This is a genomic window from Actinoplanes sp. NPDC049316 (assembly GCF_040677315.1).
GTDB lineage: Bacteria > Actinomycetota > Actinomycetes > Mycobacteriales > Micromonosporaceae > Actinoplanes.
In genome coordinates this window covers 116,753-135,193 of sequence record NZ_JBFAQM010000006.1, presented here as the reverse complement: position 1 = coordinate 135,193, position 18,441 = coordinate 116,753, and the positions used below count along the sequence as shown (strand labels likewise).

Below are 18,441 nucleotides of genomic sequence, written 5' to 3'. Positions count from 1 at the left end.
GCGCCTGCGGTCCCTCGGCCTGCGGGTTCCCGACGTGTACGCCGTCGACCGCAGCCGGACCCGCTACCCGGCCGACTACGTGGTGCTCGAGGACTTCCCCGGCGAGAACCTCATGGACCGGCTCGCCCGCGACCCCGACGCCGCCGGGCCGACGATGGCGCTGGCCCTGCTGCCGCGGTAGGCGTCAGCGGTGTGCGGGCCATTCCGTGGCGAGCATGGCGAAGTCCAGCTCGGTGGACCATTCGCCCTTGAACATCTCGTTCTCGACGAGGCGGGCCTCCTGGCGCATGCCGAGCCGGCGGACGACCGCGGCCGAGGCCCCGTTGCGTTCGTCGACGCGGGCGGTGATGCGGTGCAGGCCCAGCTCCTCGAAGCCGAGCCGCAGCATGGCGCGCGCCGCCTCGGTGGCGTACCCGTGCCCGGCGTGGTCCGGGTGGAAGACGTAGCCGATCTCGCCGCCGAGGTGTTCGCGGCTGACCCAGTACAGCAGCACGTCGCCGACCAGCTCACCCGTCTGCGCGAGCTCGACGCCGAGGGTGATGCCCTGCTTCTCGTCGGTGATGGCGGTGGCCGCCCAGTAGGTGGCGAGCCGTTCCGCGATGCCCGCGCGGTCCATCGGCTCGAACGGCACGTACCGGCAGACCTCGGGCCGGCTGCGATAGGCGAGGAGCGCGCTCGTGTCGCCGGCGGTCAGCGGGCGCAGGAGCAGACGTTCGGTGCGGATCGGGTACGAGGGACGCAGCTCGAGCTGCCCAGCGGTCGCCACGGCGCTCATGGTGCCAGGCGCCCCGATGCCCGCGCGACGAGGTTCCGTGCGCGGGACCGCGCCGCGGCGGCGGGGGTGGTCTCCGTGGCCCGGGCCGTACGCAGAATCTCCGCCAGCGTCTCGCCGATGGCGCGTACCCGGGCGGTCGCCTGCCCGGACGTCTCGTGGCGCAACTCGACGGCGGTGGCGTGCACGATGCCGCCGGCGCTGACGACGATGTCCGGCGCCCACAGGATCCCGCGGGCGTGCAGCAGGCCGGCGGTGGCGGGCTCGTCGAGCTGGTTGTTGGCCGGCCCGGCGATCGCCGCGCAGCGCAGGGTGGGCACCGAGGCCGCCGTGAGCAGGCCACCGGTGGCGGCGGGGACGAGCACGTCGACGTCCGCGGTCAGGCACCGCTGCGGATCGGTCCAGGTCGCCCCGTGTTTCCCGGCGACCGTCCGCTTGTTCTCGTCGACGTCGCTGACCACGACCGGCGGGGCTCCGGCTTCGTCCAGGAGACCGAGCAGATGCGCGCCGACCCGGCCCAGGCCGAGGATCGCGAAGGTGTGCGCGGACAGGTCGGGTGAGCCGAACCGCTCCGCGCAGAGCGCTTGCAGCGAGGCCAGGACACCCACGGCGGTCGCCTCGGAGGAATCGCCGCTGCCGCCCGCATCGACCGGGCGGCAGAACGCGTACGGGGTGCGCTCGGCGATCGTGGCCATGTCGTCGGGGCCCGTACCCATGTCGGGGCCGGTGGCGTAGGCGCCGCCGAGAGACGCGATCACGTCCGCCACGTCGTGCAGGACGTCGCGCCGTGCGGTGTCGTCGAGGATCCGCCCCGGCGGGAGCGCGACGACGGTCTTGCCGCCGCCGTTCGGCAGGCCGGCGAGCGCGCACTTGTCGGTCATCGCGGCGGAGAGGCGGAGCGCGTCGGTCAGGCCGTCGCGCCAACCCGGGTACGCGGCCAGCCGGCACCCGCCGATGGCCTGACCGAGTGCGGTGGAGTGCACCGCCACGATGATCGGCAAGCCGGAGCGCTGTCCGCGCTCGATGAGAATTCGTTCGTGTTCCATGCCGAGAAAGGTAGGCATCTGACAGGCGTGACGGTGCTCGTACCGAATGATGTTCGGCAGCTGAGCGATAATGCCGGTCGTGGATGAACTTGATTCGGCGATCGTGGAGCATCTCCAGACGGACGCCCGGCAGACCAACCGCGACCTCGCCCGCAAGCTTGGCATCGCCCCGTCGACCTGCCTGGAACGCGTCCGGGCGTTGCGGGACCGCGGCGTGATCACCGGCTACCACGCCGAGGTGAGCCTGTCCGCCCTGAACCGCCCGGTCCAGGCGCTGTTGCACGTCCAGGTGCGGCCGCTGAGCCGTACGGTGATCGACGGGTTCAAGGCGTACGTGATGGCGCTGCCCGAGGTGCTGTCGGTGTTCGTGGTGACCGGCGGCGACGACTTCCTCGTCCACGTCGCCGTGCCGGACGTCGACGCGCTGCACGCCTTCCTGATGGACAAGTTCAGCGGCCGCCGGGAGATCGTCGGGTTCCGCAGCTCGGTCATCTATCAGCACGCCCGCAAGCAGGTCGTCGAACAGCTCGACGGCTGACGCAACCGGTCCGGCGGCTCCGGGGTGTTTACGTCTGTGCGGATCTCACGAGGGAAACAAGCTCCATGACGCGCGGCGGCACCGAGGACTTCGACGCGTTCTACACGGCGACCGCGCGGCGCGTGGTGCTGCACGTGTACGCCGTCTGCGGCGACCTGGGCGACGCTCAGGACATCGTGCAGGAGGCGTACGCGCGCGCCTGGCAGCACTGGGCGAAGGTCTCCGCGTACGACAACCCGGAGCAGTGGGTGCGGACCGTCGCGTGGCGGCTGGCGGCCAACCGCTGGCGCGGCTTCAAGCGGTGGCTCGCGGCGCAGGCCCGGCTGGGCGGTCAGCCCACCACGGCCGGCCCCTCGCCCGACCGCGTCGCGGTGATCGCCGCGTTGCAGCGCCTGCCCGAGGCGCAGCGGCGGACCGTGGTCCTGCACTACCTGCTCGACATGCCGGTGAGCGACATCGCCACCGCGACCGGGGTTCCGGCCGGAACGGTGAAGGCCCGGCTGTCCCGGGCCCGCGCCGCGCTGGCGGACCTGCTCAGCGACGAATCTCCGGAGTTCAACGATGCCGCGTCCCGTTCGTGACATGCTCCTGGACCTGGCGGACGACGTCCGCCGGGCCCCCCTCGCCCCGGCCGCGGCGATCCGCGCCCGCGGCCGTGCCCGGGCCCGCCGGCGCACCACCCTCGCAGCGGCCGGCCTCACGCTGGTCGCGGCCGGAGCCGGTACGGTCGTGGTCCGGACGACCGGCGACCGGCCGTCGCCGGGCTCGCCGCCGCCGGCCGCCGCGCCGGCGGACCCGTGCGCCGGGCTCGACCTGCGGCTGCCGGACGACCCGTCGCAGGTGGCCGTCCGCGTCCTCGACGGTGCCGCCACCGCCGGCCTGGATCGGACCGTGGTCCGGGACCTGCACGAACGCCGCTTCACGAAGGCCGTCGCGGCGGGGGAGGCGGCCGAGCGGACGGACGCGGTGGCGATTCTGCGGTACGGCCCGGCGGCAGTGGGCGACGCGGTGGTGCTACGGGCGATGGTGCGGAACAGAGCCGTCATGCAGTTCGATCCGAGCCGCGACGGTGTCGTCGAGATGGTGATCGGCGACGGTTTCCGGGAGCTGGCGACCAGCACGCAGATCAATCAAGCGCTGGTGGAGGCGGGGGAGCCGGCGGCGCCGCCGGAGTGCTCATGATCGGCGTGGCTTCTTGACTATTTTTCATGGATATGGGGCTTGACGTGTGAAGCCCATCACAAGCTAGCGTCCCCTTTGTCCAGAAAGGTAGCTCGGGTCCTGGCTGTCCGCATTGCGCGGGCGGCACCGGCAACGCCGGCGCAGGAGCTCACACGCGTGTCCCGAGCCGATCGAGGAGACTTAGCTGTCCGCTCGTCACATGCGCCTGGCCGCTGTTACCGGCGCTTTCACAGTTCTGCTCGCCTCCGCTCCCGTGGAAGCCGCGCCCGCGCCTCCGCAGACCGTGCGAAAGGCGGCGGCCGCCGGTAAGCCGGTCGCCGCCCGCAAGGCGGTGAGCGCCCGGAAGCCGGCGGCCCGCAAGGTGCCGGCGCTCACGCCGCTCGAGCTCTCCCGGCGACACGCCAGGGCGCGGGTACGGGTCGTGTCGTACGCCCGGGCTCAGCGCGGTGACCTGTACGCGCACGGCGCCAGCGGGCCGTCGCGATGGGACTGCTCGGGGCTGACATCGGGGGCGTACCGGACCGTGGGGATCCGGCTGCCGCACTCGTCCGCCGCGCAGGCCCGGCGGGGCATCCGCGTCACGCCGCGGTACGCCCGGGTCGGCGACCTGGTGGCCATGAACGGGCACGTCGGAGTGCTGGTCGGGCGGTGGCGCATGGTGGACGCGCCGGGCCCGGGGCGGCGGGTGGTCGAGCGGGCGGTGTTCCGTACGAGCACGCTGCAGTTCCGCCGCCTGATCGGTTGAAGCCGGATGGGCGGGGAACAGTAATGTCCTTCACGAAGGCGTCGATCAATAACGCACCATACGGCTCGAGCGCAACCTCCTTCAGGCGCGAGATCTCCAGCCGTACAGGTGAGTTTGAGCGTGCCCTGTTTGCGGGCAAGACGTCCGCACACCGCAGCACCTCGCGGGCTGCCGGCGCGTCCCCCGTGCCGGAGGGTCCGCCGAGTACGTCAGACTGCCGACGCCGGCAGCCGGATACAGGGAGCTTCTTCATGACCGTCATCGCCGTTTCCGCTCACGACGCCGACACTCTGACGGACGCGTCGTCGAGCACGGACAGCGCCAGTGAGTTCATCACTGCGATGGCGAGCCTGCCCGCGGGGCACCCGTCGCGCCCGGCGCTGCGTGACCGCGCGATCGAGGCGTGGCTGCCGCTGGCCCGGCACCTGGCCAACCGCTACTCGGGCCGGGGCGAGCCCGCCGACGACCTGTACCAGGTGGCCGTGGTCGGCCTGATCAAGGCGGTCGACCGGTTCGAGCTGGACCGTGGCGTCGAGTTCGCCGGCTTCGCGATCCCCACGATCGTCGGCGAGCTGAAGCGGCACTTCCGGGACCGCACCTGGTCGATCCGGGTGCCGCGGCGCCTGCAGGAGCTGCGCCTGGCCATCACCGGCGCCAACAGCACGCTGAGCCACACCCTCGGCCGGTCGCCGACCGTGACGGACATCGCCGAGCACCTCGGTATCACCGAGGAAGAGGTCGTCGAGGGCCTGGAGGGTGCGCGGGCGTACACCGCGGCGAGCCTCTCCACCCCGGTCAACGCGGACGGCAGCACCGAGCTGGGCGACACCCTGGGCGGCATGGACGACGGGTTCGAGCTCACCGAGCTGCGGGTGGCGCTGGGCCCGGCGCTGGCCATGCTCACCGAGCGCGAGCAGCGGATCGTCAGCCTGCGGTTCTACGGCAACATGACCCAGTCGCAGATCGCGGAGCAGGTCGGCATCTCCCAGATGCACGTCTCGCGCCTGCTCACCAAGGCGCTGGCCAAGCTCCGCGACCAGCTCGACGGCTTCGCCCTCTGACCGTCTCCGCACAACGAGCCGGCGCCATCCCGCATCGCCGGTGGCGCCGGCTTCGTGTTGTGCGGTCCCGCGGGACGGTCAGGCGATGGCCACCCAGACATCGTCGAGGGCGCCCTGGAACTGGTCGTTGTCGGTGTACGCGCCCTTGCCGCCGACGCTCAGCGGGTTGCGGTTGGACACCGACAGGCCGGCCGGGATGCGGGTGCTCCCACGCCGCTCGCCGTCCACCCGGATCACGAGCATGGTGCGCTTGCGCCGGCATTCGAGGGTGTGCCAGACGTTGTCCGCGACCGTGACGCTGCTCTTGACGATGTGGACGCGCCGGGTCCGGCCGTCCACCAGGGCGCAGCTGGGCTTTCCCGCCATCCCGTCGATCTGCAGCTTGTACTGGCTGCCCCGGGCCGAGTAGCCCTTCTGCACCACGTTCTGGCCCTTGGTGGTCTGGTCCGGGGCGAGCAGGACGGACGCACCGAAGCGGATCAGCCGCTTGCCGGGATTGAGGTCCGCGGAGCTGCGGGCGCGCAGCGCGATCCGGGGGCACGGCTCCTCGTGGCACGCCGCGGGGAACGTCAGGGCAGCGCCGTCGCCGCGCGGCATGGTGGCCACGGCGCCGCCCGCGCCGCTGACCGGGACCAACGCGTGCTGGTGGCCGGAGATGTCGAGCAGGCTTCCGGCGGCGGGGTCGTCGAACGTGTAGCGCGCGACCTGCGTACCCCAAGCGGTGGTGCTCGCGTCGGCGCGCATGAAGAACGACCCGGCGATCGTGGCCGCCACCGAGGTGACGGCCACGGCCGCTGCCGCCCAGCGACGCCGGGAAGAGTGTGGTGTCATGTCCGAATCATCCCTATTTAGCGAAGCGGCGGCAGCCGTGGCGGCGCGGTCGAACGGCCAGGACGTCCTGGCCGAACGGAGGGGGCGGGCTATTCCGGGCCCTCGGTCTCGTCCGGCTCAACCGCCTCCGGCGCGGCGTCCGGCGACGCCTCCGGGCCGGCCTCCGGCGACGCCTCCGGGCCGGCGCCCGGCGAGGCCTCCGGCGCGGCGTCCGGGGTGTCGAGCTCGTTGCTCACGACCGGTACGTCCACCCACAACGCGCGCAGCTGACCCTGCATGAACGCGGTCAGCCGGGCCCGGTACTCGCGGTCGAACTCCTCGAGCGCCTCGATCTGCTGCTGCAGCGCCTCCCGCTTCGAGCCCAGGCTGCCGACCGCGTCCTCGTACCGTTGCTGGGCCTGCAGTTCGAGCTGTTCGGCGTGCTCCTGGGCGTCCCCGGTGATCTTCTGTGCCTGGTCGCGGGCCTCCGAGACGAGCTTCTCGGCGTTCCGGCGCGTCTCCTCGGCCTGCGCGCGGGCCTCGCGGGCGGCTTTCTCCGAGGCCGCGCGGGCCTCGGCGAGCACCCGGTCGGCCTCCTTGCGGATGTTCTTCGAGTGCGCCTCGGCGTCCTTGGCGATCTGATCGGCGGCGGCCTGGGCGTCCGCGCGGATCTTCTCGGCCTGGCGGTTGGCGATCGCGATGTGTTCCTCGGCCGTGCGCTGCGCCAGGGTCAGCACCTGCAGGGCCTGGTTGGGGTGCATGGCGCCGGGCACGATCAGCGGATGTTCCGAGGTCGCCGTGTCGGGCGCGCTCCCGTTCAGCACGGCCTTGAGCCGGTCCTTGATCTGTGTCTCGGTCACAGCGAACTCCCGTGTCGGTCAGAGAGAGGGGGCCTAGCCAGGTGCATAACGGGCGAAGGCGGCATTCCGGCGCGGGCGTGAGACGAGGTTCGCGGCTATGAGGCGTACGGGCGGCCGCTGCGTGCCGACCGGGCCACAGAGGGTGACTGTTCGGCCCACTACGCCACGGCATACGTGCGGGTTTGGTGTAGTGCGTGGCCGGGTCCGGTATCTCTCGGGTGGCTACCCGGCCACGCCACCACGTACCCGGGGGAGTCGCCGATGCCGTACCGCCGGGTCCGGCAGCATTTCGCGACGCACGCCGACGACTGGTGGCCGTGGCTCGTCGCCGCCCTCGCCGTGCTGCTCACCGCCGCGTGCGTCACCCTGGTCGCGGTCATCGGCGCCGCCGCGAACGAGCTCTCCGCCGACCTCGGGCGCACCGCCGGGCACGCCACCCGCGCGGACGCCGTCACCGGCCGGCTCCACCAGGAGATGACGGACGGCCGCTTCCGGTTCGCGGTCACCGGGATGCGCTGCGGCGTACGCCAGGTCGGCACCCGGCGGCTCGGCCAGAAGGCGCGCGGGCGGTTCTGCCTGGTCGCGGTCACGGTCAAGAACCTCGGCCCGCGGACCCGCACCCTCGAGGCGAGCGCGCAGACCGCGTACGCAGCCGACGGCCGGGCGTACCCCAGCGAGGCGGGAGCGGCCATGTACGTGGGCGGTCCCGGCCAGACGGTGCTCGAACCCATCGACCCGGGCGTACGCGTACGCGGCACGCTCGTCTTCGACCTCCCCCGTGGCGTGCGGCCGGTCTCTGTCGTGCTGCGGGACTCGGCGCTGAGCGGCGGCGTCCGGATCCCGCTCGGACGCCCCTGACTGCCGAGGGCGCGCACCGGGTGGACGCCTATCCGACAACGGGATCGGGCCGTGTGGTTGCCCCCGGTCCGGCCGAACGTCTTCGTTCCGCCGCTGGTAGGCCGGTTCTGGCCGAGGACGCCGTCCGTCCGTCGTTTGTGAGGTGAAAGCTCGATTCAGTCACGTACGGAGGGAACCCAGCCGTGACCACGATCCTCATCGCCGAGGACACGGACGACGTCCGCATGGTGTTGCACCGCGTCTTCGTCCGGGTCGGCTTCACCGTCGAGGTGGCCGCCGACGGAGCCGAGGCGCTCGAGATGGCGCGCCGGAGGCCGCCCGACGTGGTGCTCACCGACTTCAACATGCCCCGTCTCGACGGCCTGCAGCTGTGTCAGGCGATCCGGGCCGACCCGGTCCTGGCCGACGTCCCCGTGGCCATCCTGAGCGGCGACATCCAGCCGGACGATCGCCGCTTCGCCGGGGAGCAGCTCTGCGGCGTCTGGCTCAAGCCGTTCCGCAACGCCGACCTCGTCGCGGCGGTGCAGCGCCTCGTGCAGGCGGGCCCCCATCGGCACGATGGCGAGGCCGCTCCGTGTCGCTCCGGCGCGGGCGACGGTCTAGGTTCGGGGGATGCCTGAGCAACCGATGGTGGTCGTCCGCGGTGAGGCCGTCCGGGAAGTGCCGCCCGAGCTCGCCCAGTTCTCCGTCACCGTGTCCGTCCGCGACAAGGACCGGCAGGCCACGCTGACCCGGTTGACCGAGCGGGCCGCGCAGGTGCGTACCGCGCTCGACGACTATCCCGACGCCGTCGAGCGCCGGGAGACCAGCGGAGTGCAGGTGCATCCCCAGCTCAAACGCGGCGGCGCCATCTCGGCGTACGTCGGGAGCGTCAGCACCACGGTGACCGTGACCGACTTCGCGGCGCTGGGGGAGATCCTGCTGCGGCTGGCCGGCATCGAGGACGCCGCGATCTCCGGCCCCTGGTGGCAGCTGCGCCCGGGCAGCCGGGCCGGCGCCGAGGTGCGGCGCGAGGCGATCGACGACGCGCTCGGCCGGGCCAAGGAGTACGCGGAGGCGGTCGGCGCGCGCGTGGAGCGCCTGGCCGAGATCTCCGACGAGGGGACCGGCGGCGGGGGCGGCATGATGCGGGCCGCGGCGTTCGGGATGGAGTCGGCCGCCGACCTGGAGCTGGAACTGGACCCGCAGCCGCAGACCGTGCACGCCTCGGTGATCGTCCGGGTGCTCATCTCCGAGGTCCGGATGTCCTGAGGCGGCCGTCGGCGATCCACCCGTTTCGCCCGCACCGGGCCGCGTGATCAGCGAGACTCGCTGCATGCGTCGCTTGTTGCTCCGGATCGCCAACGTGAACCCGGACAGCGTGACCACGCACTCGGACCGCGTCCTCTACAGCGCCATCGGCGTGTTCATCGTGCTCTATTTCGGGTACGCGACGGTGGGCGGCGCCGCCTTCGTCGACGCCAGCGCGAACTACACGCATCCGTGGTGGCAGTGGCTGGTCGGTCCGCTGGTCGCGACCGGCGTGGTGGCGTACGACCGGGCCGTGGTGGGCCGCGTGGCGATCAACTTCGAGCGGCTGGAGTCGTCGGACCCGGCCGACCTGCTGCGCCGCCCGACCATCGGTCTGTACGCCGGCCGCCTCGGCCTCGCCCTGCTGTTCGCCGTGATCATCACCGAGCCGCTGATGCTGGCCCGTTACCAGGGCGAGATCGACGCGCGGCTCAACGAGGTGCACAACGAGCAGATCAGCCAGGTGGAGCAGGGTGGCGCGATCGCCGCGTACGACGCCCGGCTGCAGCAGCTCAAGCGGGAGACGGCGGCCGACGACAAGGCCGTGCAGGCGCTCACCACACGCGCTGCGCAGAAGCGCGCCGACGCCCGTACCGTTTATGCCCAAGCCCTCGCCGACTCCGAGGGTGACGGTGTCTCCCGCAAAGCGGGCTGCCCGGAGGGCGGCTATTGCGACACCCTGGTGAAGCGGTCCCGCGGCCTGGACGACCAGGCCGCGCGTCTCGACGCGCAGGCCGCGGAGCTGCAGAAGACCCAGGAGGCGGCGCGGCAGTCGCGGGCCGCCGAGCAGGCGGACCTCACCCGCAAGATCAGCGATCAGCGTACGGCCAACGCCGAGGCGATCAAGGCCGACGCCGGCTTCGGCGCCCGCACCAAGGCCATGTGGTACCTGGTGAGCAGCGACTTCTGGGGCATCGGCGTCTTCTACATCGGCATCGCGCTGCTGCTGGTCGCCCTCGACTGCGCCGCGGTCGGTCTCAAGTTCGTCTCGCACGGCAACGCGTACGAACGCAGCGAGGCCCGAGTGGCGCGCGGCCGCGAACACGAGGCGGCGATCGGCTACGAGCAGGGCCTGCGCGACGCCCGCCGGTACGCGGAGGCAGCCTCGCGGGTCATGGCGGAAAGCATCGGCAAGGCCTCGCACGACGAGGAGCTGGCGGGCATTGCGATGGAGCGAGCCCGCGCGCATCTCTACGACAGCGTGACCGGCGCGCCGTTGCCGCCCGTACCGGTGATCGAACGCCATACGCTGCGCGACATCGACAGCATCCGCGCGTAGTGCAACTTGCAGATGACCGGGATACGATGTCAATCCGGTGCACCGCCTGCCCACGCTCTGTTACCGGCGGTGGCGCCGGGCTCGAAGAACGGCGGAGGCGACGAGCGATCGTCGTCCCCGCCGTTGCTCGTCTACCGTTCCCTCGATGCACACGGTTGAGCTCCTGCTGGACGCAGCGCTGGACGACCGCGTCCGAGCCGTCTGGCACGACCTCGCCGCCAGGGGCCTGCGCAGCCTCGCCTCCCACCGGCACCCGACCAACCGCCCCCACCTCACGCTGGCCACGGCCGACGCTCTGTCACCCGGCGTCGGGCCGGCGTTGGAGGGTCTCCCGATCGAGGTCGAGCTCGACGACGTGGTGTTCCTCGGCCGGACAGTGGCCTGGCGGGTGCGTCCGACGGCCGAGCTGCAGTCGATGCAGCGAGCGGTCTGGGAAGCGCTCGACGGCCGGGAACGCAATCCGCTGCACGACCCGCGGTCGTGGGTGCCGCACGTGAGCCTGGCGCTGCGGGTCGAACCGGAGGTCCACGAGCTGTACCCGCGGGGCCTCGGCGGCGCGGCCGGGCGGCTGGTCGAGGCCCGCACCTACGACTCCGAAACGCGCACGGTCTCCACCCTCGCCTGACGGCGTTCCGAGGCCGCGATACACGGTCGCCGGCCAACCGCTGAGCGGTCGCGGGAGGCTTGCCGGGGATTTGACGGGCGCTTGAGTGTGCGTTGAGCCGGGCCGCCGAACTCACGGGCAACTGCGACGGCGATGCCCGCCGCGCCGGTCCGAGAGGAATGTCATGCAGCTTGCGGGGATGAAGATGGTGGCCGTGGGCCTGACCGTGGCCGGTGGGATCGCGGTCAGCTCCGGGGTCATGTGGCAGGCGTCGAACGCCGCCTTCACCGCGTCCACGGGGACCGCTGCCAACTCCTGGACCGCCGGCACGGTGGCGTTGAGCGACGACGACAGCGCGACGGCGATGTTCAACGCGACGAACCTGCGTCCCGGGTCGACCGGCGACAAGTGCATCACCGTCTCGTACAGCGGCAGCCTCTCGTCGACGGTGAAGATGTACGGCACCGCGGTCTCCGGGGCGCTCACGCCGTACGTGGACCTGGTGATCGAGGAGGGTAGCGGCGGCGGGTTCGGCAGCTGCTCCGGTTTCACGCCGTCCGGCACCGCGTACACCGGCACGCTGGCGAACTTCGGCAGCACGAAGACCGGGTTCGCCACCGGCGTGGGCACCTTCGCCCCGAGCGGGTCCGGGCAGCAGAAGACGTACCACATCACGTACACGGTGAACGCCGCGACGCCCGACAGCGCGCAGGCCGCGTCCGCTGCGGCGACCTTCACCTGGGAAGCGAACAGCTGACCGTGACCACCGTCGCCTGGACCGGAGTCCGCCGGATGCCGGTGCTGCGCCTGTCCGCCGGCGCGGTACGCCTGATCGCCGTCGCCGCCCTGGCGGGGGTCGCGGCCATGCTGGCCTGGAGCGCGCTGCCCGCGGTGTGGGGCTGGCAGCCGACGGTCGTGACCAGCGGCTCGATGAGCCCGTCGCTGCACCGCGGCGACGTGGCGGTCACCTCCGCGCCGCCGGTCGGCTGGGCGCCGGCCGTCGGTCAGGTCGTGGTCGTGCCGGATCCGCTGCGTCCCGGCCGTACCCGGATCCACCGCATCGCCGGCATCGACGGCGACGGCATGCTGATCACGCGGGGCGACGCGAACGGCAGCGACGATTCCTTCCGGACGGCGCCCGCCGACGTGCGGGGCATCGGCCGGCTGCTCGTCCCGCGGGTGGCGCTCGGCGGCCTCGAGCTGCGCGAGGGCCGTCCGGCGCTGTTCGTGGCGCAGGGCGCCGCCGTGCTGGCCGCGTTAGCGCTGGTGCTGCGCCCGGCCCGCAAGCCCTGAATCCTCACCTCGGGCGGTTCCCGGCCGACGATGACAGCAGACGGAGAAGGAGCGGCGTGAGGCGTCTGCTGATAGCGACTGCGGTGACCCTGGCGGCCATGGGCGGCCTCTTCGGTCTGGCCCGGTCCGACGCCGCCTTCACCGCCAAGACGACCACCGCGGCCAAGTTCACGGCTGCGCCCGCCTTCTCGTCGGGCGGCCTCTACGGCTGGGGCGACTCGTCCAGCGGGCAGACGGGCGCGGCCGCTTCCGGCTCGCTGACCGCGCCGACCGCGGTCGGGTCCGCCACCACGTGGGTACGGCCGGTGGCGGGTGCCGGGTTCGCGTGCGCGCCGCGTACGGATGGCACGTTGTGGTGCTGGGGCGCCAACGGCTCGGGACAGCTCGGTCTCGGCGACACCACCGCCCGCACAGCGGGTCCCGTCCAGGTCGGCGGCGCGACGACGTGGACGGCCGTCGCGGCGGGACGGCAGCACGCCTGCGGCGTCCGGTCGAACGGAACCCTCTGGTGCTGGGGCGCCAACGCGTCCGGGCAGCTGGGTCTCGGCGACACCACCGGCCGTACGGCGCCGGTGCAGGTCGGCACGGTCACGAAGTGGCGGACGGTGACCGCGGGTACGGCGTACACGTGCGGTCTGCGCTCCGACGGCACGATCTGGTGCTGGGGCGCCGGCGCGTCGGGTCAGCTCGGCCTGGGCACCACCACGAACCGTACGGCCCCGGTGAAGATCGGCACCACGACCACCTGGAACGCGATCGTCGCGGGTGCCGCGCACACCTGTGCCACCCGCGTCGACGGCAGCCTCTGGTGCTGGGGTGAGAACGCTGCGGGCCAGCTCGGCCTGGGCAGCACCGCGACCAAGCTCTCCCCGGTCCGGGTCGGCACCGGCACCTGGCGCACGGTCACGGCGGGTGGCCAGCACACCTGCGCCCTCGGTACGGACAGCAGCCTCTGGTGCTGGGGCGCGAATGCGTCGGGACAGCTCGGCCTCGGCGACACCACCGACCGCACCGCGCCGGTCCGGGTGGGCTCGGGTACGACCTGGCGAACGGTGACCCTGGGCGCCCAGCATTCCTGCGCCACCGACACGGGCAACGCCGTGTGGTGCTTCGGCGCGAACGCCTCGGGGCAGCTGGGTCTCGGCGACACGACCGGCCGTACGGCGCCCACCGAGCTCCCGGCGTTCACCGGCCGGCCGATCGGCGCCGGGCCCGAGGCGAACACCACCCTCGCGATCGGCTAGGGCCCGGCCGGCTAAGGCTCGGGGGTGAGCGGCAGCGGCGAGGTCGCCTTGATCTCCTGCAGGCGCAGCAGGGTCGTCAGCCGCTGCGCTCCCTTGAAGGACAGCTGGGTCAGCACGTGCTGCAGCTCCGCGACGTCGCGCGCCACGATCAGCATCATCACGTCGATCTCGCCGGCCACCCAGTCGGCGGCGATGACCTGGGGCATCGCGAGCACCGCCTTCTGGAAGGCGAGGTCGGCGCGCGGGTCGTGCCGGGCCAGCCGCGCCGACACGTACACCTGGAGCGGGAAGCCCGCCTCGGCCGGGTCGAGCTTGGCGGTGACGTGCCGGATGACGCCGGATTTCTTGAGCCGGCGGACGCGGTTGAGCGTGGCGGCGGGGGACAGGCCGACGAGGCGGGCCAGTTCCAGGTTCGACCGGTCGGCGTCCTGCTGCAGTTCGTTGAGGAGCTGGACATCGATTTCATCAAGTCGAGCGGCCATGTGACCAAATATAGTTTCGTGATCGGCGCGAGCCGGCGAATCTGAGCTTGTGGTGCGGACGATCGTCTGATGCGTACCGACCGTCGACTCATCCTGCTCGCTCTCGCCACCGCCGGCCTGCTCTGGGGCACCACCGTCCCGCTGACGAAGGTCGCGCTCACCGGCATGGGACCGGCGTGGCTGACGGTGGTGCGGTTCGTCATCGCGGCCGTGCCGCTCGCGATCGCGGCGCGGCGCGGGCTGCGTGCGGCGGCGTCACCGCGGGCGCTCTTCTGGGGCGCCATCGGGTACGGCGGGGTCATCGTGCTGCAGAACGCGGGCATCGCCCGGACCAGCGTCAGCCACTCGGCGCTGATCGTCGGGGCGACGCCGGTGCTGGTCGCGCTGCTCGGCGTGCTGACCCGGCGGGGCGGCGCGACCGGGTCGACGTGGGCCGGCTCCGCGTTCTCCCTCGCCGGGATCGCGGTCATCGCGGCTCACGGCGGCGGTACGGCGACCCTCGCGGGCGACACGCTCGTCGGTCTGTCCGTCCTGCTCTCGGCGGCGTTCCTGGTCGCCCAGCCGGCCGTGCTCGCCGGCCGTGATCCGGTGGCGGTGACCGCGGTGCAGTTCGGCGTCGGCGCGGTGGTGACCCTGCCGGCGGCCGTGCTCGTGGACGGTACGGCCGCCCTGTCGTTCGCCCCGGCCCCGGTGGCCGCGACCCTCGTGCTCGCGATCGCGGGCACGCTCGTACCGTTCACGCTCTTCGCGTGGGGTCAGTCGCGGGTGACGCCGGCGGTGGCCGGCGCGTTCGTCAACCTCGAGCCGCTGGTCGGCTTCGCGCTGGGGGTGGCGGTGTTCGGCGACTCGCTCTCCGTCCCGCAGGCCGCCGGCGGCGTGGCGGTCGCGGGCGGGCTCGCGCTGACCTGCCTGCCGCTGCTGCGGGCCCCTCGGTCGGATCGCCGGATGGCGGCGCCGGATCGCGAACCGGTGCTCACCGGCGCCCGTTGAAGACCTCGAGCATCCCGGTGGTGACCAGGACCTGCTCGACGATGCCGTGGGCGTTGGCGACGTGGAAGCCCTTGTGGGCCTCCGAGGCGGCGAGGAACCCGTGCAGGAGGGCCTGCAGCGCGGCCGAGTCGATGAACGTGGCCCGGGTCAGGTCGACGGTGACCGCCTCGGCCCGGGCGTCCGCGACGGCGTCGAGGATGACACCGCGCAGCGTGGGGCAGGCCTGCAGGTCGATGTCGCCGCCGGCGTGGACGACGAGCGTGGCCGTGCCGCCGAGGCTCATGACCTCCGGCTCGCGCAGGATCGTGTAGTGCTCGTGCACGCCGGCTGCCTCCTCCGTGGGCCGCTCCATGCGTGCGGCCAATGCCCGAGCCGGGACGTCGTCAATCGCGCCGATGCCGTTTGTCGCATGAACGATATCGCCGCCTGCCGTTCGCAAGGCGGGGCGCGAGCCGGGGTCAGGGGCCGGTGAGGGTCTCGTACATGTCGGTGAGCTGCAGGACCAGCTGCACGTTCGGCTGCACCTCGGTGATCCGGAACGTCCGGCCGAGGCGTGCGGCCGCGCCGTAGGCGCGGTCCATCGCGGCGATGCCGGACGAGTCGCAGAACGTCACGCCGCGAAGGTCGGCGACGACCGCGGTGGCGCCGTCGGTGAGGGCGGCGGTCACCGCGGCAGTCAGCTCGTCGGCGGTGACCATGTCCAGCTCGCCGGCGACGAGCAGCCGTACGGTGCCCCCGTCCCCGGGCCGCCGGTCGATGATCACGCAGCGAGTCTAGGTGCTGCGGTCCTCCTGGTACGTGGCGCCGGTGTCGGACTCGCTGGTGAGCGGCCGGCCGCCACCCTCGGGCGGGCCGGCGACGGACTGCTCGCCCGCGGCGAGGTGCGGGTACTTCGCGTCGAAGGCCGGGCGCTCCGAGCGGATGCGTGGCATGCGGTCGAAGTTGCGCAGCGGCGGCGGGCAGCTCGTCGCCCATTCCAGGCTGTTGCCGTGGCCCCAGGGATCGTCCACGGTGACCAATGGACCCACCTTGTACGAGTGCCAGACGTTGTAGAAGAACGGCAGCGTCGACGCGCCCAGCACGAAGGCGCCCAGCGTGGAGATCATGTTCAGTGTGGTGAAGCCGTCGGTGGGCAGGTAGTCGGCGTACCGGCGGGGCATGCCCTCGGCGCCCAGCCAGTGCTGCACCAGGAACGTGGTGTGGAAGCCGATGAACGTCAGCCAGAAGTGCACCTTTCCGAGCCGGTCGTCGAGCATCCGGCCGAACATCTTCGGGAACCAGAAATAGGTGCCGGCGAACACGGCGAACACGATGGTGCCGAACAGCACGTAGTGGAAGTGCGCCACCACGAAGTACGTGTCGTGCACGTGGAAGTCGATCGGCGGCGCCGCCAGCAGCACCCCGGTGAGACCGCCGAACAGGAACGTGACCATGAACCCGATCGCGAACAGCATGGGTGATTCGAGGCTGATCTGGCCCCGCCACATCGTGCCGATCCAGGTGAAGAACTTGAGCCCGGTCGGCACGGCGATCAGGAAGCTCAGCAGGCTGAAGAACGGCAGCAGCACCTGGCCGGTGGCGAACATGTGGTGCGCCCACACGCTCATGGACAGCCCGGCGATCGCGAGGGTGGCGCCGACCAGGCCCTTGTAACCGAAGACCGGCTTGCGGCTGAACACGGGGATGACCTCGGTGACCATGCCGAAGAACGGCAGCGCCACCACGTACACCTCGGGGTGGCCGAAGAACCAGAAGAGGTGCTGCCACAGGATCGGGCCGGACGTGTTCACGTCGTACACATGCGCGCCGAGGATGCGGTCGGCGGCGAGCGCGAACAGCGCGGCGGCCAGGAACGGGAAGATCAGGATCACCAGCAGGCTGGTGATCAGGATGTTCCACGTGAAGATCGGCATCCGGAACATCGTCATGCCGGGCGCGCGCAGCGTCAGGATCGTCGTGATGATGTTGACGCCGCCCAGGATGGTGCCGAGGCCGGAGACGGCCAGGCCGACCACCCACATGTTGCCGCCGAGGCCCGGGGAATGCGTGGAATCGCTCAGCGGCGCGTACGCGGTCCAGCCGAAGTCCGCCGCGCCGCCGGGGCTCAGGAAACCGCCCAGCGCGAGGACGCTGCCGAAGAGATAGAGCCAGTAGGCGAAAGCGTTCAGCCGCGGAAAAGCGACGTCCGGCGCGCCGATCTGCAACGGCACGATGTAGTTGGCGAACGCGAACACGATCGGCGTGGCGAAGAACAGCAGCATGATCGTGCCGTGCATGGTGAACAGCTGGTTGTACTGCTCCGGCGACAGGAACTGCATGCCCGGGCGGGCGAGCTCGGCGCGCATGAGCAGCGCCATGAACCCGCCGACCACGAACCACGCGAACGACGTGAACAGATACATGATCCCGATCTGTTTCGCGTCGGTGGTGCGCAGGACCCGAGCGAACGCGCTGCCCTTGACCTGTCGCCGTACGGGCCAGGGGCGGGTCACGATCGGTTTCGGCTGGACGGTGGTCATGGCGACCTCCGATAACGGCAGACGTCGATCCGGCGTTACGACCGTACGCCGCTCGGGCGCTGAGCGCAGCTGTCTGATCAGATCCGGTCGACGTGACCGGTCACCTGGACCGGCACGGTGAAGACGCCACCTGCGCAGGCCGCCTTCTCGTCCGCCGCCATCCGCAGGGCGTCCGGCACGGTGAACACCGCGACGTCGTTGCGCGAGACCTGCCAGCGTACGGAAAGGGAGCTGCGGGCGAAGCTCACCGCGGGCCGCCGGCAGCCCGCCTCGCGGTGCTCGTCGTCGGCGACCACGTTGCCGGGGCCGGGTTCCACGGAACTGACGACGATCGGGTACGGGTTGTCGTTGGACACCGTCACCGTGAGCGGGCCGGTGGCGCCGGGCTGCAGCGGCGTGTCCAGGCTGGAGCGTCCACGCAGGGCCATCGAGACGTACGTTCCCGGCTCCACGATGGCGGCCCCGGCGTCGGTGATCGTCCAGTAGGCCCACACGGCCCCGGCGTTGACCACGGCGGCCGTGACCGCTGCCGCCGCGAGGATGGCCCGGGTACGCCCGTCCAGCCGGCGCCGCCGGTCTCGCGGTGCGGGCGGCGCCGCGTCGTCCGGCACGGCTTCCGTCACGGCGGTTCTCATGGGCCCGGAGCCTCCTCCTGCGGGTACGGATGCTCGGTGAACCCCCACAGTGCCCGATTCGTCGCCTTGTGCGGATCGGCAATCGGTCCGTCCCGGGTGTCCGGTCGACCGGAAGGAACGAGCCGTGCGAGCTAATCCGGCCGGGCGAGGGGTGAGCGTCCGATCGCGTCCGGGAGGGCCGGGCACGACGCCGCCGACCAGCGGCAAGGGGAGATCTAGCAGCACCCGTGGGT

General features: G+C 72.0%; 24 protein-coding genes. 15 read left to right on the top strand and 9 right to left on the bottom strand.

Annotation, left to right across the window (positions count from 1 at the left end; genetic code table 11):
- Positions 1-34: 34 nt before the first annotated feature.
- Positions 35-181 (top strand): hypothetical protein, encoded by a 147-nt coding sequence (locus AB0K03_RS11790; RefSeq protein ID WP_364683339.1) that lies wholly within the window; start codon positions 35-37, stop codon positions 179-181.
- A gap of 3 nt (positions 182-184) precedes the next feature.
- Here AB0K03_RS11790 and AB0K03_RS11785 read toward each other — a convergent pair whose 3' ends face one another.
- Both AB0K03_RS11785 and AB0K03_RS11780 read right to left on the bottom strand, forming a co-directional pair.
- Positions 185-766: a GNAT family N-acetyltransferase gene (locus AB0K03_RS11785; protein ID WP_364683337.1), complete on the bottom strand. Its 582-nt coding sequence runs from the start codon at positions 764-766 to the stop codon at positions 185-187.
- 5 nt (positions 767-771) lie between these two features.
- The gene (locus tag AB0K03_RS11780) at positions 772-1,818 is read right to left on the bottom strand and encodes a Glu/Leu/Phe/Val dehydrogenase dimerization domain-containing protein (protein ID WP_364683335.1); all 1,047 of its coding nucleotides are present in this window, start codon (positions 1,816-1,818) and stop codon (positions 772-774) included.
- Between the two features lie 70 nt (positions 1,819-1,888).
- Between AB0K03_RS11780 and AB0K03_RS11775 the strand changes: the two genes are divergently transcribed.
- From AB0K03_RS11775 to AB0K03_RS11755, 5 genes are all read left to right on the top strand, one after another.
- On the top strand, positions 1,889-2,356 hold the full coding sequence (locus tag AB0K03_RS11775; RefSeq protein WP_364683333.1) for an Lrp/AsnC family transcriptional regulator: 468 nt from the start codon (positions 1,889-1,891) through the stop codon (positions 2,354-2,356).
- 65 nt (positions 2,357-2,421) lie between these two features.
- On the top strand, positions 2,422-2,937 hold the full coding sequence (locus tag AB0K03_RS11770) for a SigE family RNA polymerase sigma factor (protein ID WP_364683331.1): 516 nt from the start codon (positions 2,422-2,424) through the stop codon (positions 2,935-2,937).
- Position 2,938: 1 nt separating this feature from the next.
- The gene (locus AB0K03_RS11765; RefSeq protein ID WP_364683330.1) at positions 2,939-3,538 is read left to right on the top strand and encodes a LytR C-terminal domain-containing protein; all 600 of its coding nucleotides are present in this window, start codon (positions 2,939-2,941) and stop codon (positions 3,536-3,538) included.
- A 199-nt stretch (positions 3,539-3,737) separates the two neighbouring features.
- Entirely contained in the window at positions 3,738-4,283 is a 546-nt protein-coding gene (locus tag AB0K03_RS11760) for an NlpC/P60 family protein (protein ID WP_364683328.1), read from the top strand.
- 251 nt (positions 4,284-4,534) lie between these two features.
- Entirely contained in the window at positions 4,535-5,344 is an 810-nt protein-coding gene (locus AB0K03_RS11755; protein ID WP_364683326.1) for a SigB/SigF/SigG family RNA polymerase sigma factor, read from the top strand.
- Between the two features lie 78 nt (positions 5,345-5,422).
- Here the strand turns inward: AB0K03_RS11755 and AB0K03_RS11750 are convergent, their stop codons facing one another.
- Positions 5,423-6,175: a LamG-like jellyroll fold domain-containing protein gene (locus tag AB0K03_RS11750; protein WP_364683324.1), complete on the bottom strand. Its 753-nt coding sequence runs from the start codon at positions 6,173-6,175 to the stop codon at positions 5,423-5,425.
- 89 nt (positions 6,176-6,264) lie between these two features.
- Entirely contained in the window at positions 6,265-7,014 is a 750-nt protein-coding gene (locus AB0K03_RS11745; protein WP_364683322.1) for a hypothetical protein, read from the bottom strand.
- Between the two features lie 261 nt (positions 7,015-7,275).
- Between AB0K03_RS11745 and AB0K03_RS11740 the strand changes: the two genes are divergently transcribed.
- The 8 genes from AB0K03_RS11740 to AB0K03_RS11705 all read left to right on the top strand — a co-directional run bounded on the left by AB0K03_RS11740 (position 7,276) and on the right by AB0K03_RS11705 (position 13,582).
- A complete protein-coding gene (locus AB0K03_RS11740) occupies positions 7,276-7,872 on the top strand; it encodes a DUF4352 domain-containing protein (RefSeq protein WP_364683320.1) in 597 nt (198 codons plus the stop codon).
- A 182-nt stretch (positions 7,873-8,054) separates the two neighbouring features.
- Positions 8,055-8,492, top strand: coding sequence for a response regulator (locus AB0K03_RS11735; RefSeq protein WP_364683318.1), 438 nt, complete (start codon positions 8,055-8,057; stop codon positions 8,490-8,492).
- Positions 8,485-9,123 (top strand): SIMPL domain-containing protein, encoded by a 639-nt coding sequence (locus tag AB0K03_RS11730; RefSeq protein ID WP_364683317.1) that lies wholly within the window; start codon positions 8,485-8,487, stop codon positions 9,121-9,123. Before AB0K03_RS11735 ends, AB0K03_RS11730 begins: the two co-directional genes overlap by 8 nt.
- Before the next feature lie 64 nt (positions 9,124-9,187).
- Positions 9,188-10,441, top strand: coding sequence for a DUF4407 domain-containing protein (locus AB0K03_RS11725; RefSeq protein ID WP_364683315.1), 1,254 nt, complete (start codon positions 9,188-9,190; stop codon positions 10,439-10,441).
- A 145-nt stretch (positions 10,442-10,586) separates the two neighbouring features.
- On the top strand, positions 10,587-11,066 hold the full coding sequence (locus AB0K03_RS11720; protein ID WP_364683313.1) for a 2'-5' RNA ligase family protein: 480 nt from the start codon (positions 10,587-10,589) through the stop codon (positions 11,064-11,066).
- Between the two features lie 178 nt (positions 11,067-11,244).
- Complete coding sequence (locus AB0K03_RS11715) at positions 11,245-11,802, top strand: hypothetical protein (RefSeq protein ID WP_364683312.1); 558 nt, start codon at positions 11,245-11,247, stop codon at positions 11,800-11,802.
- Positions 11,803-11,804: 2 nt separating this feature from the next.
- Entirely contained in the window at positions 11,805-12,338 is a 534-nt protein-coding gene (locus tag AB0K03_RS11710; RefSeq protein ID WP_364683311.1) for a S26 family signal peptidase, read from the top strand.
- A gap of 56 nt (positions 12,339-12,394) precedes the next feature.
- Positions 12,395-13,582: a hypothetical protein gene (locus AB0K03_RS11705; protein WP_364683309.1), complete on the top strand. Its 1,188-nt coding sequence runs from the start codon at positions 12,395-12,397 to the stop codon at positions 13,580-13,582.
- A gap of 11 nt (positions 13,583-13,593) precedes the next feature.
- On the opposite strand, the gene AB0K03_RS11700 is transcribed toward AB0K03_RS11705, so the two are convergent.
- Entirely contained in the window at positions 13,594-14,064 is a 471-nt protein-coding gene (locus AB0K03_RS11700) for an Lrp/AsnC family transcriptional regulator (protein WP_364683307.1), read from the bottom strand.
- 69 nt (positions 14,065-14,133) lie between these two features.
- Between AB0K03_RS11700 and AB0K03_RS11695 the strand changes: the two genes are divergently transcribed.
- Positions 14,134-15,054, top strand: a complete 921-nt coding sequence (locus AB0K03_RS11695) for a DMT family transporter (protein ID WP_364683305.1) — start codon at positions 14,134-14,136, stop codon at positions 15,052-15,054.
- Here AB0K03_RS11695 and AB0K03_RS11690 read toward each other — a convergent pair.
- The 4 genes from AB0K03_RS11690 to AB0K03_RS11675 all read right to left on the bottom strand — a co-directional run bounded on the left by AB0K03_RS11690 (position 15,038) and on the right by AB0K03_RS11675 (position 18,208).
- Positions 15,038-15,406, bottom strand: coding sequence for an STAS domain-containing protein (locus AB0K03_RS11690; RefSeq protein WP_364683303.1), 369 nt, complete (start codon positions 15,404-15,406; stop codon positions 15,038-15,040). The two genes, AB0K03_RS11695 and AB0K03_RS11690, sit on opposite strands and share 17 nt — an antisense overlap.
- A 106-nt stretch (positions 15,407-15,512) precedes the next feature.
- Positions 15,513-15,818: an STAS domain-containing protein gene (locus AB0K03_RS11685; protein WP_364683301.1), complete on the bottom strand. Its 306-nt coding sequence runs from the start codon at positions 15,816-15,818 to the stop codon at positions 15,513-15,515.
- Positions 15,819-15,827: 9 nt separating this feature from the next.
- Entirely contained in the window at positions 15,828-17,573 is a 1,746-nt protein-coding gene (gene ctaD / locus AB0K03_RS11680; RefSeq protein ID WP_364683299.1) for a cytochrome c oxidase subunit I, read from the bottom strand.
- A 77-nt stretch (positions 17,574-17,650) separates the two neighbouring features.
- Entirely contained in the window at positions 17,651-18,208 is a 558-nt protein-coding gene (locus tag AB0K03_RS11675) for a hypothetical protein (protein ID WP_364683297.1), read from the bottom strand.
- Positions 18,209-18,441: the final 233 nt, after the last annotated feature.

What these genes read in the sequence shown, in the direction of transcription:
- AB0K03_RS11750 (WP_364683324.1), bottom strand. Translation starts at nt 6,175, where the DNA reads ATGACACCACACTCTTCCCGGCGTCGCTGGGCGGCAGCGGCCGTGGCC.
- AB0K03_RS11770 (WP_364683331.1), top strand. Translation starts at nt 2,422, where the DNA reads ATGACGCGCGGCGGCACCGAGGACTTCGACGCGTTCTACACGGCGACC.
- AB0K03_RS11765 (WP_364683330.1), top strand. Translation starts at nt 2,939, where the DNA reads ATGCTCCTGGACCTGGCGGACGACGTCCGCCGGGCCCCCCTCGCCCCG.
- AB0K03_RS11780 (WP_364683335.1), bottom strand. Translation starts at nt 1,818, where the DNA reads ATGGAACACGAACGAATTCTCATCGAGCGCGGACAGCGCTCCGGCTTG.
- AB0K03_RS11725 (WP_364683315.1), top strand. Translation starts at nt 9,188, where the DNA reads ATGCGTCGCTTGTTGCTCCGGATCGCCAACGTGAACCCGGACAGCGTG.
- AB0K03_RS11690 (WP_364683303.1), bottom strand. Translation starts at nt 15,406, where the DNA reads ATGGAGCGGCCCACGGAGGAGGCAGCCGGCGTGCACGAGCACTACACG.
- AB0K03_RS11720 (WP_364683313.1), top strand. Translation starts at nt 10,587, where the DNA reads ATGCACACGGTTGAGCTCCTGCTGGACGCAGCGCTGGACGACCGCGTC.
- AB0K03_RS11730 (WP_364683317.1), top strand. Translation starts at nt 8,485, where the DNA reads ATGCCTGAGCAACCGATGGTGGTCGTCCGCGGTGAGGCCGTCCGGGAA.
- AB0K03_RS11740 (WP_364683320.1), top strand. Translation starts at nt 7,276, where the DNA reads ATGCCGTACCGCCGGGTCCGGCAGCATTTCGCGACGCACGCCGACGAC.
- AB0K03_RS11700 (WP_364683307.1), bottom strand. Translation starts at nt 14,064, where the DNA reads ATGGCCGCTCGACTTGATGAAATCGATGTCCAGCTCCTCAACGAACTG.
- AB0K03_RS11695 (WP_364683305.1), top strand. Translation starts at nt 14,134, where the DNA reads ATGCGTACCGACCGTCGACTCATCCTGCTCGCTCTCGCCACCGCCGGC.
- AB0K03_RS11675 (WP_364683297.1), bottom strand. Translation starts at nt 18,208, where the DNA reads ATGAGAACCGCCGTGACGGAAGCCGTGCCGGACGACGCGGCGCCGCCC.
- AB0K03_RS11760 (WP_364683328.1), top strand. Translation starts at nt 3,738, where the DNA reads ATGCGCCTGGCCGCTGTTACCGGCGCTTTCACAGTTCTGCTCGCCTCC.
- AB0K03_RS11715 (WP_364683312.1), top strand. Translation starts at nt 11,245, where the DNA reads ATGAAGATGGTGGCCGTGGGCCTGACCGTGGCCGGTGGGATCGCGGTC.
- AB0K03_RS11755 (WP_364683326.1), top strand. Translation starts at nt 4,535, where the DNA reads ATGACCGTCATCGCCGTTTCCGCTCACGACGCCGACACTCTGACGGAC.
- AB0K03_RS11775 (WP_364683333.1), top strand. Translation starts at nt 1,889, where the DNA reads ATGCCGGTCGTGGATGAACTTGATTCGGCGATCGTGGAGCATCTCCAG.
- ctaD (WP_364683299.1), bottom strand. Translation starts at nt 17,573, where the DNA reads ATGACCACCGTCCAGCCGAAACCGATCGTGACCCGCCCCTGGCCCGTA.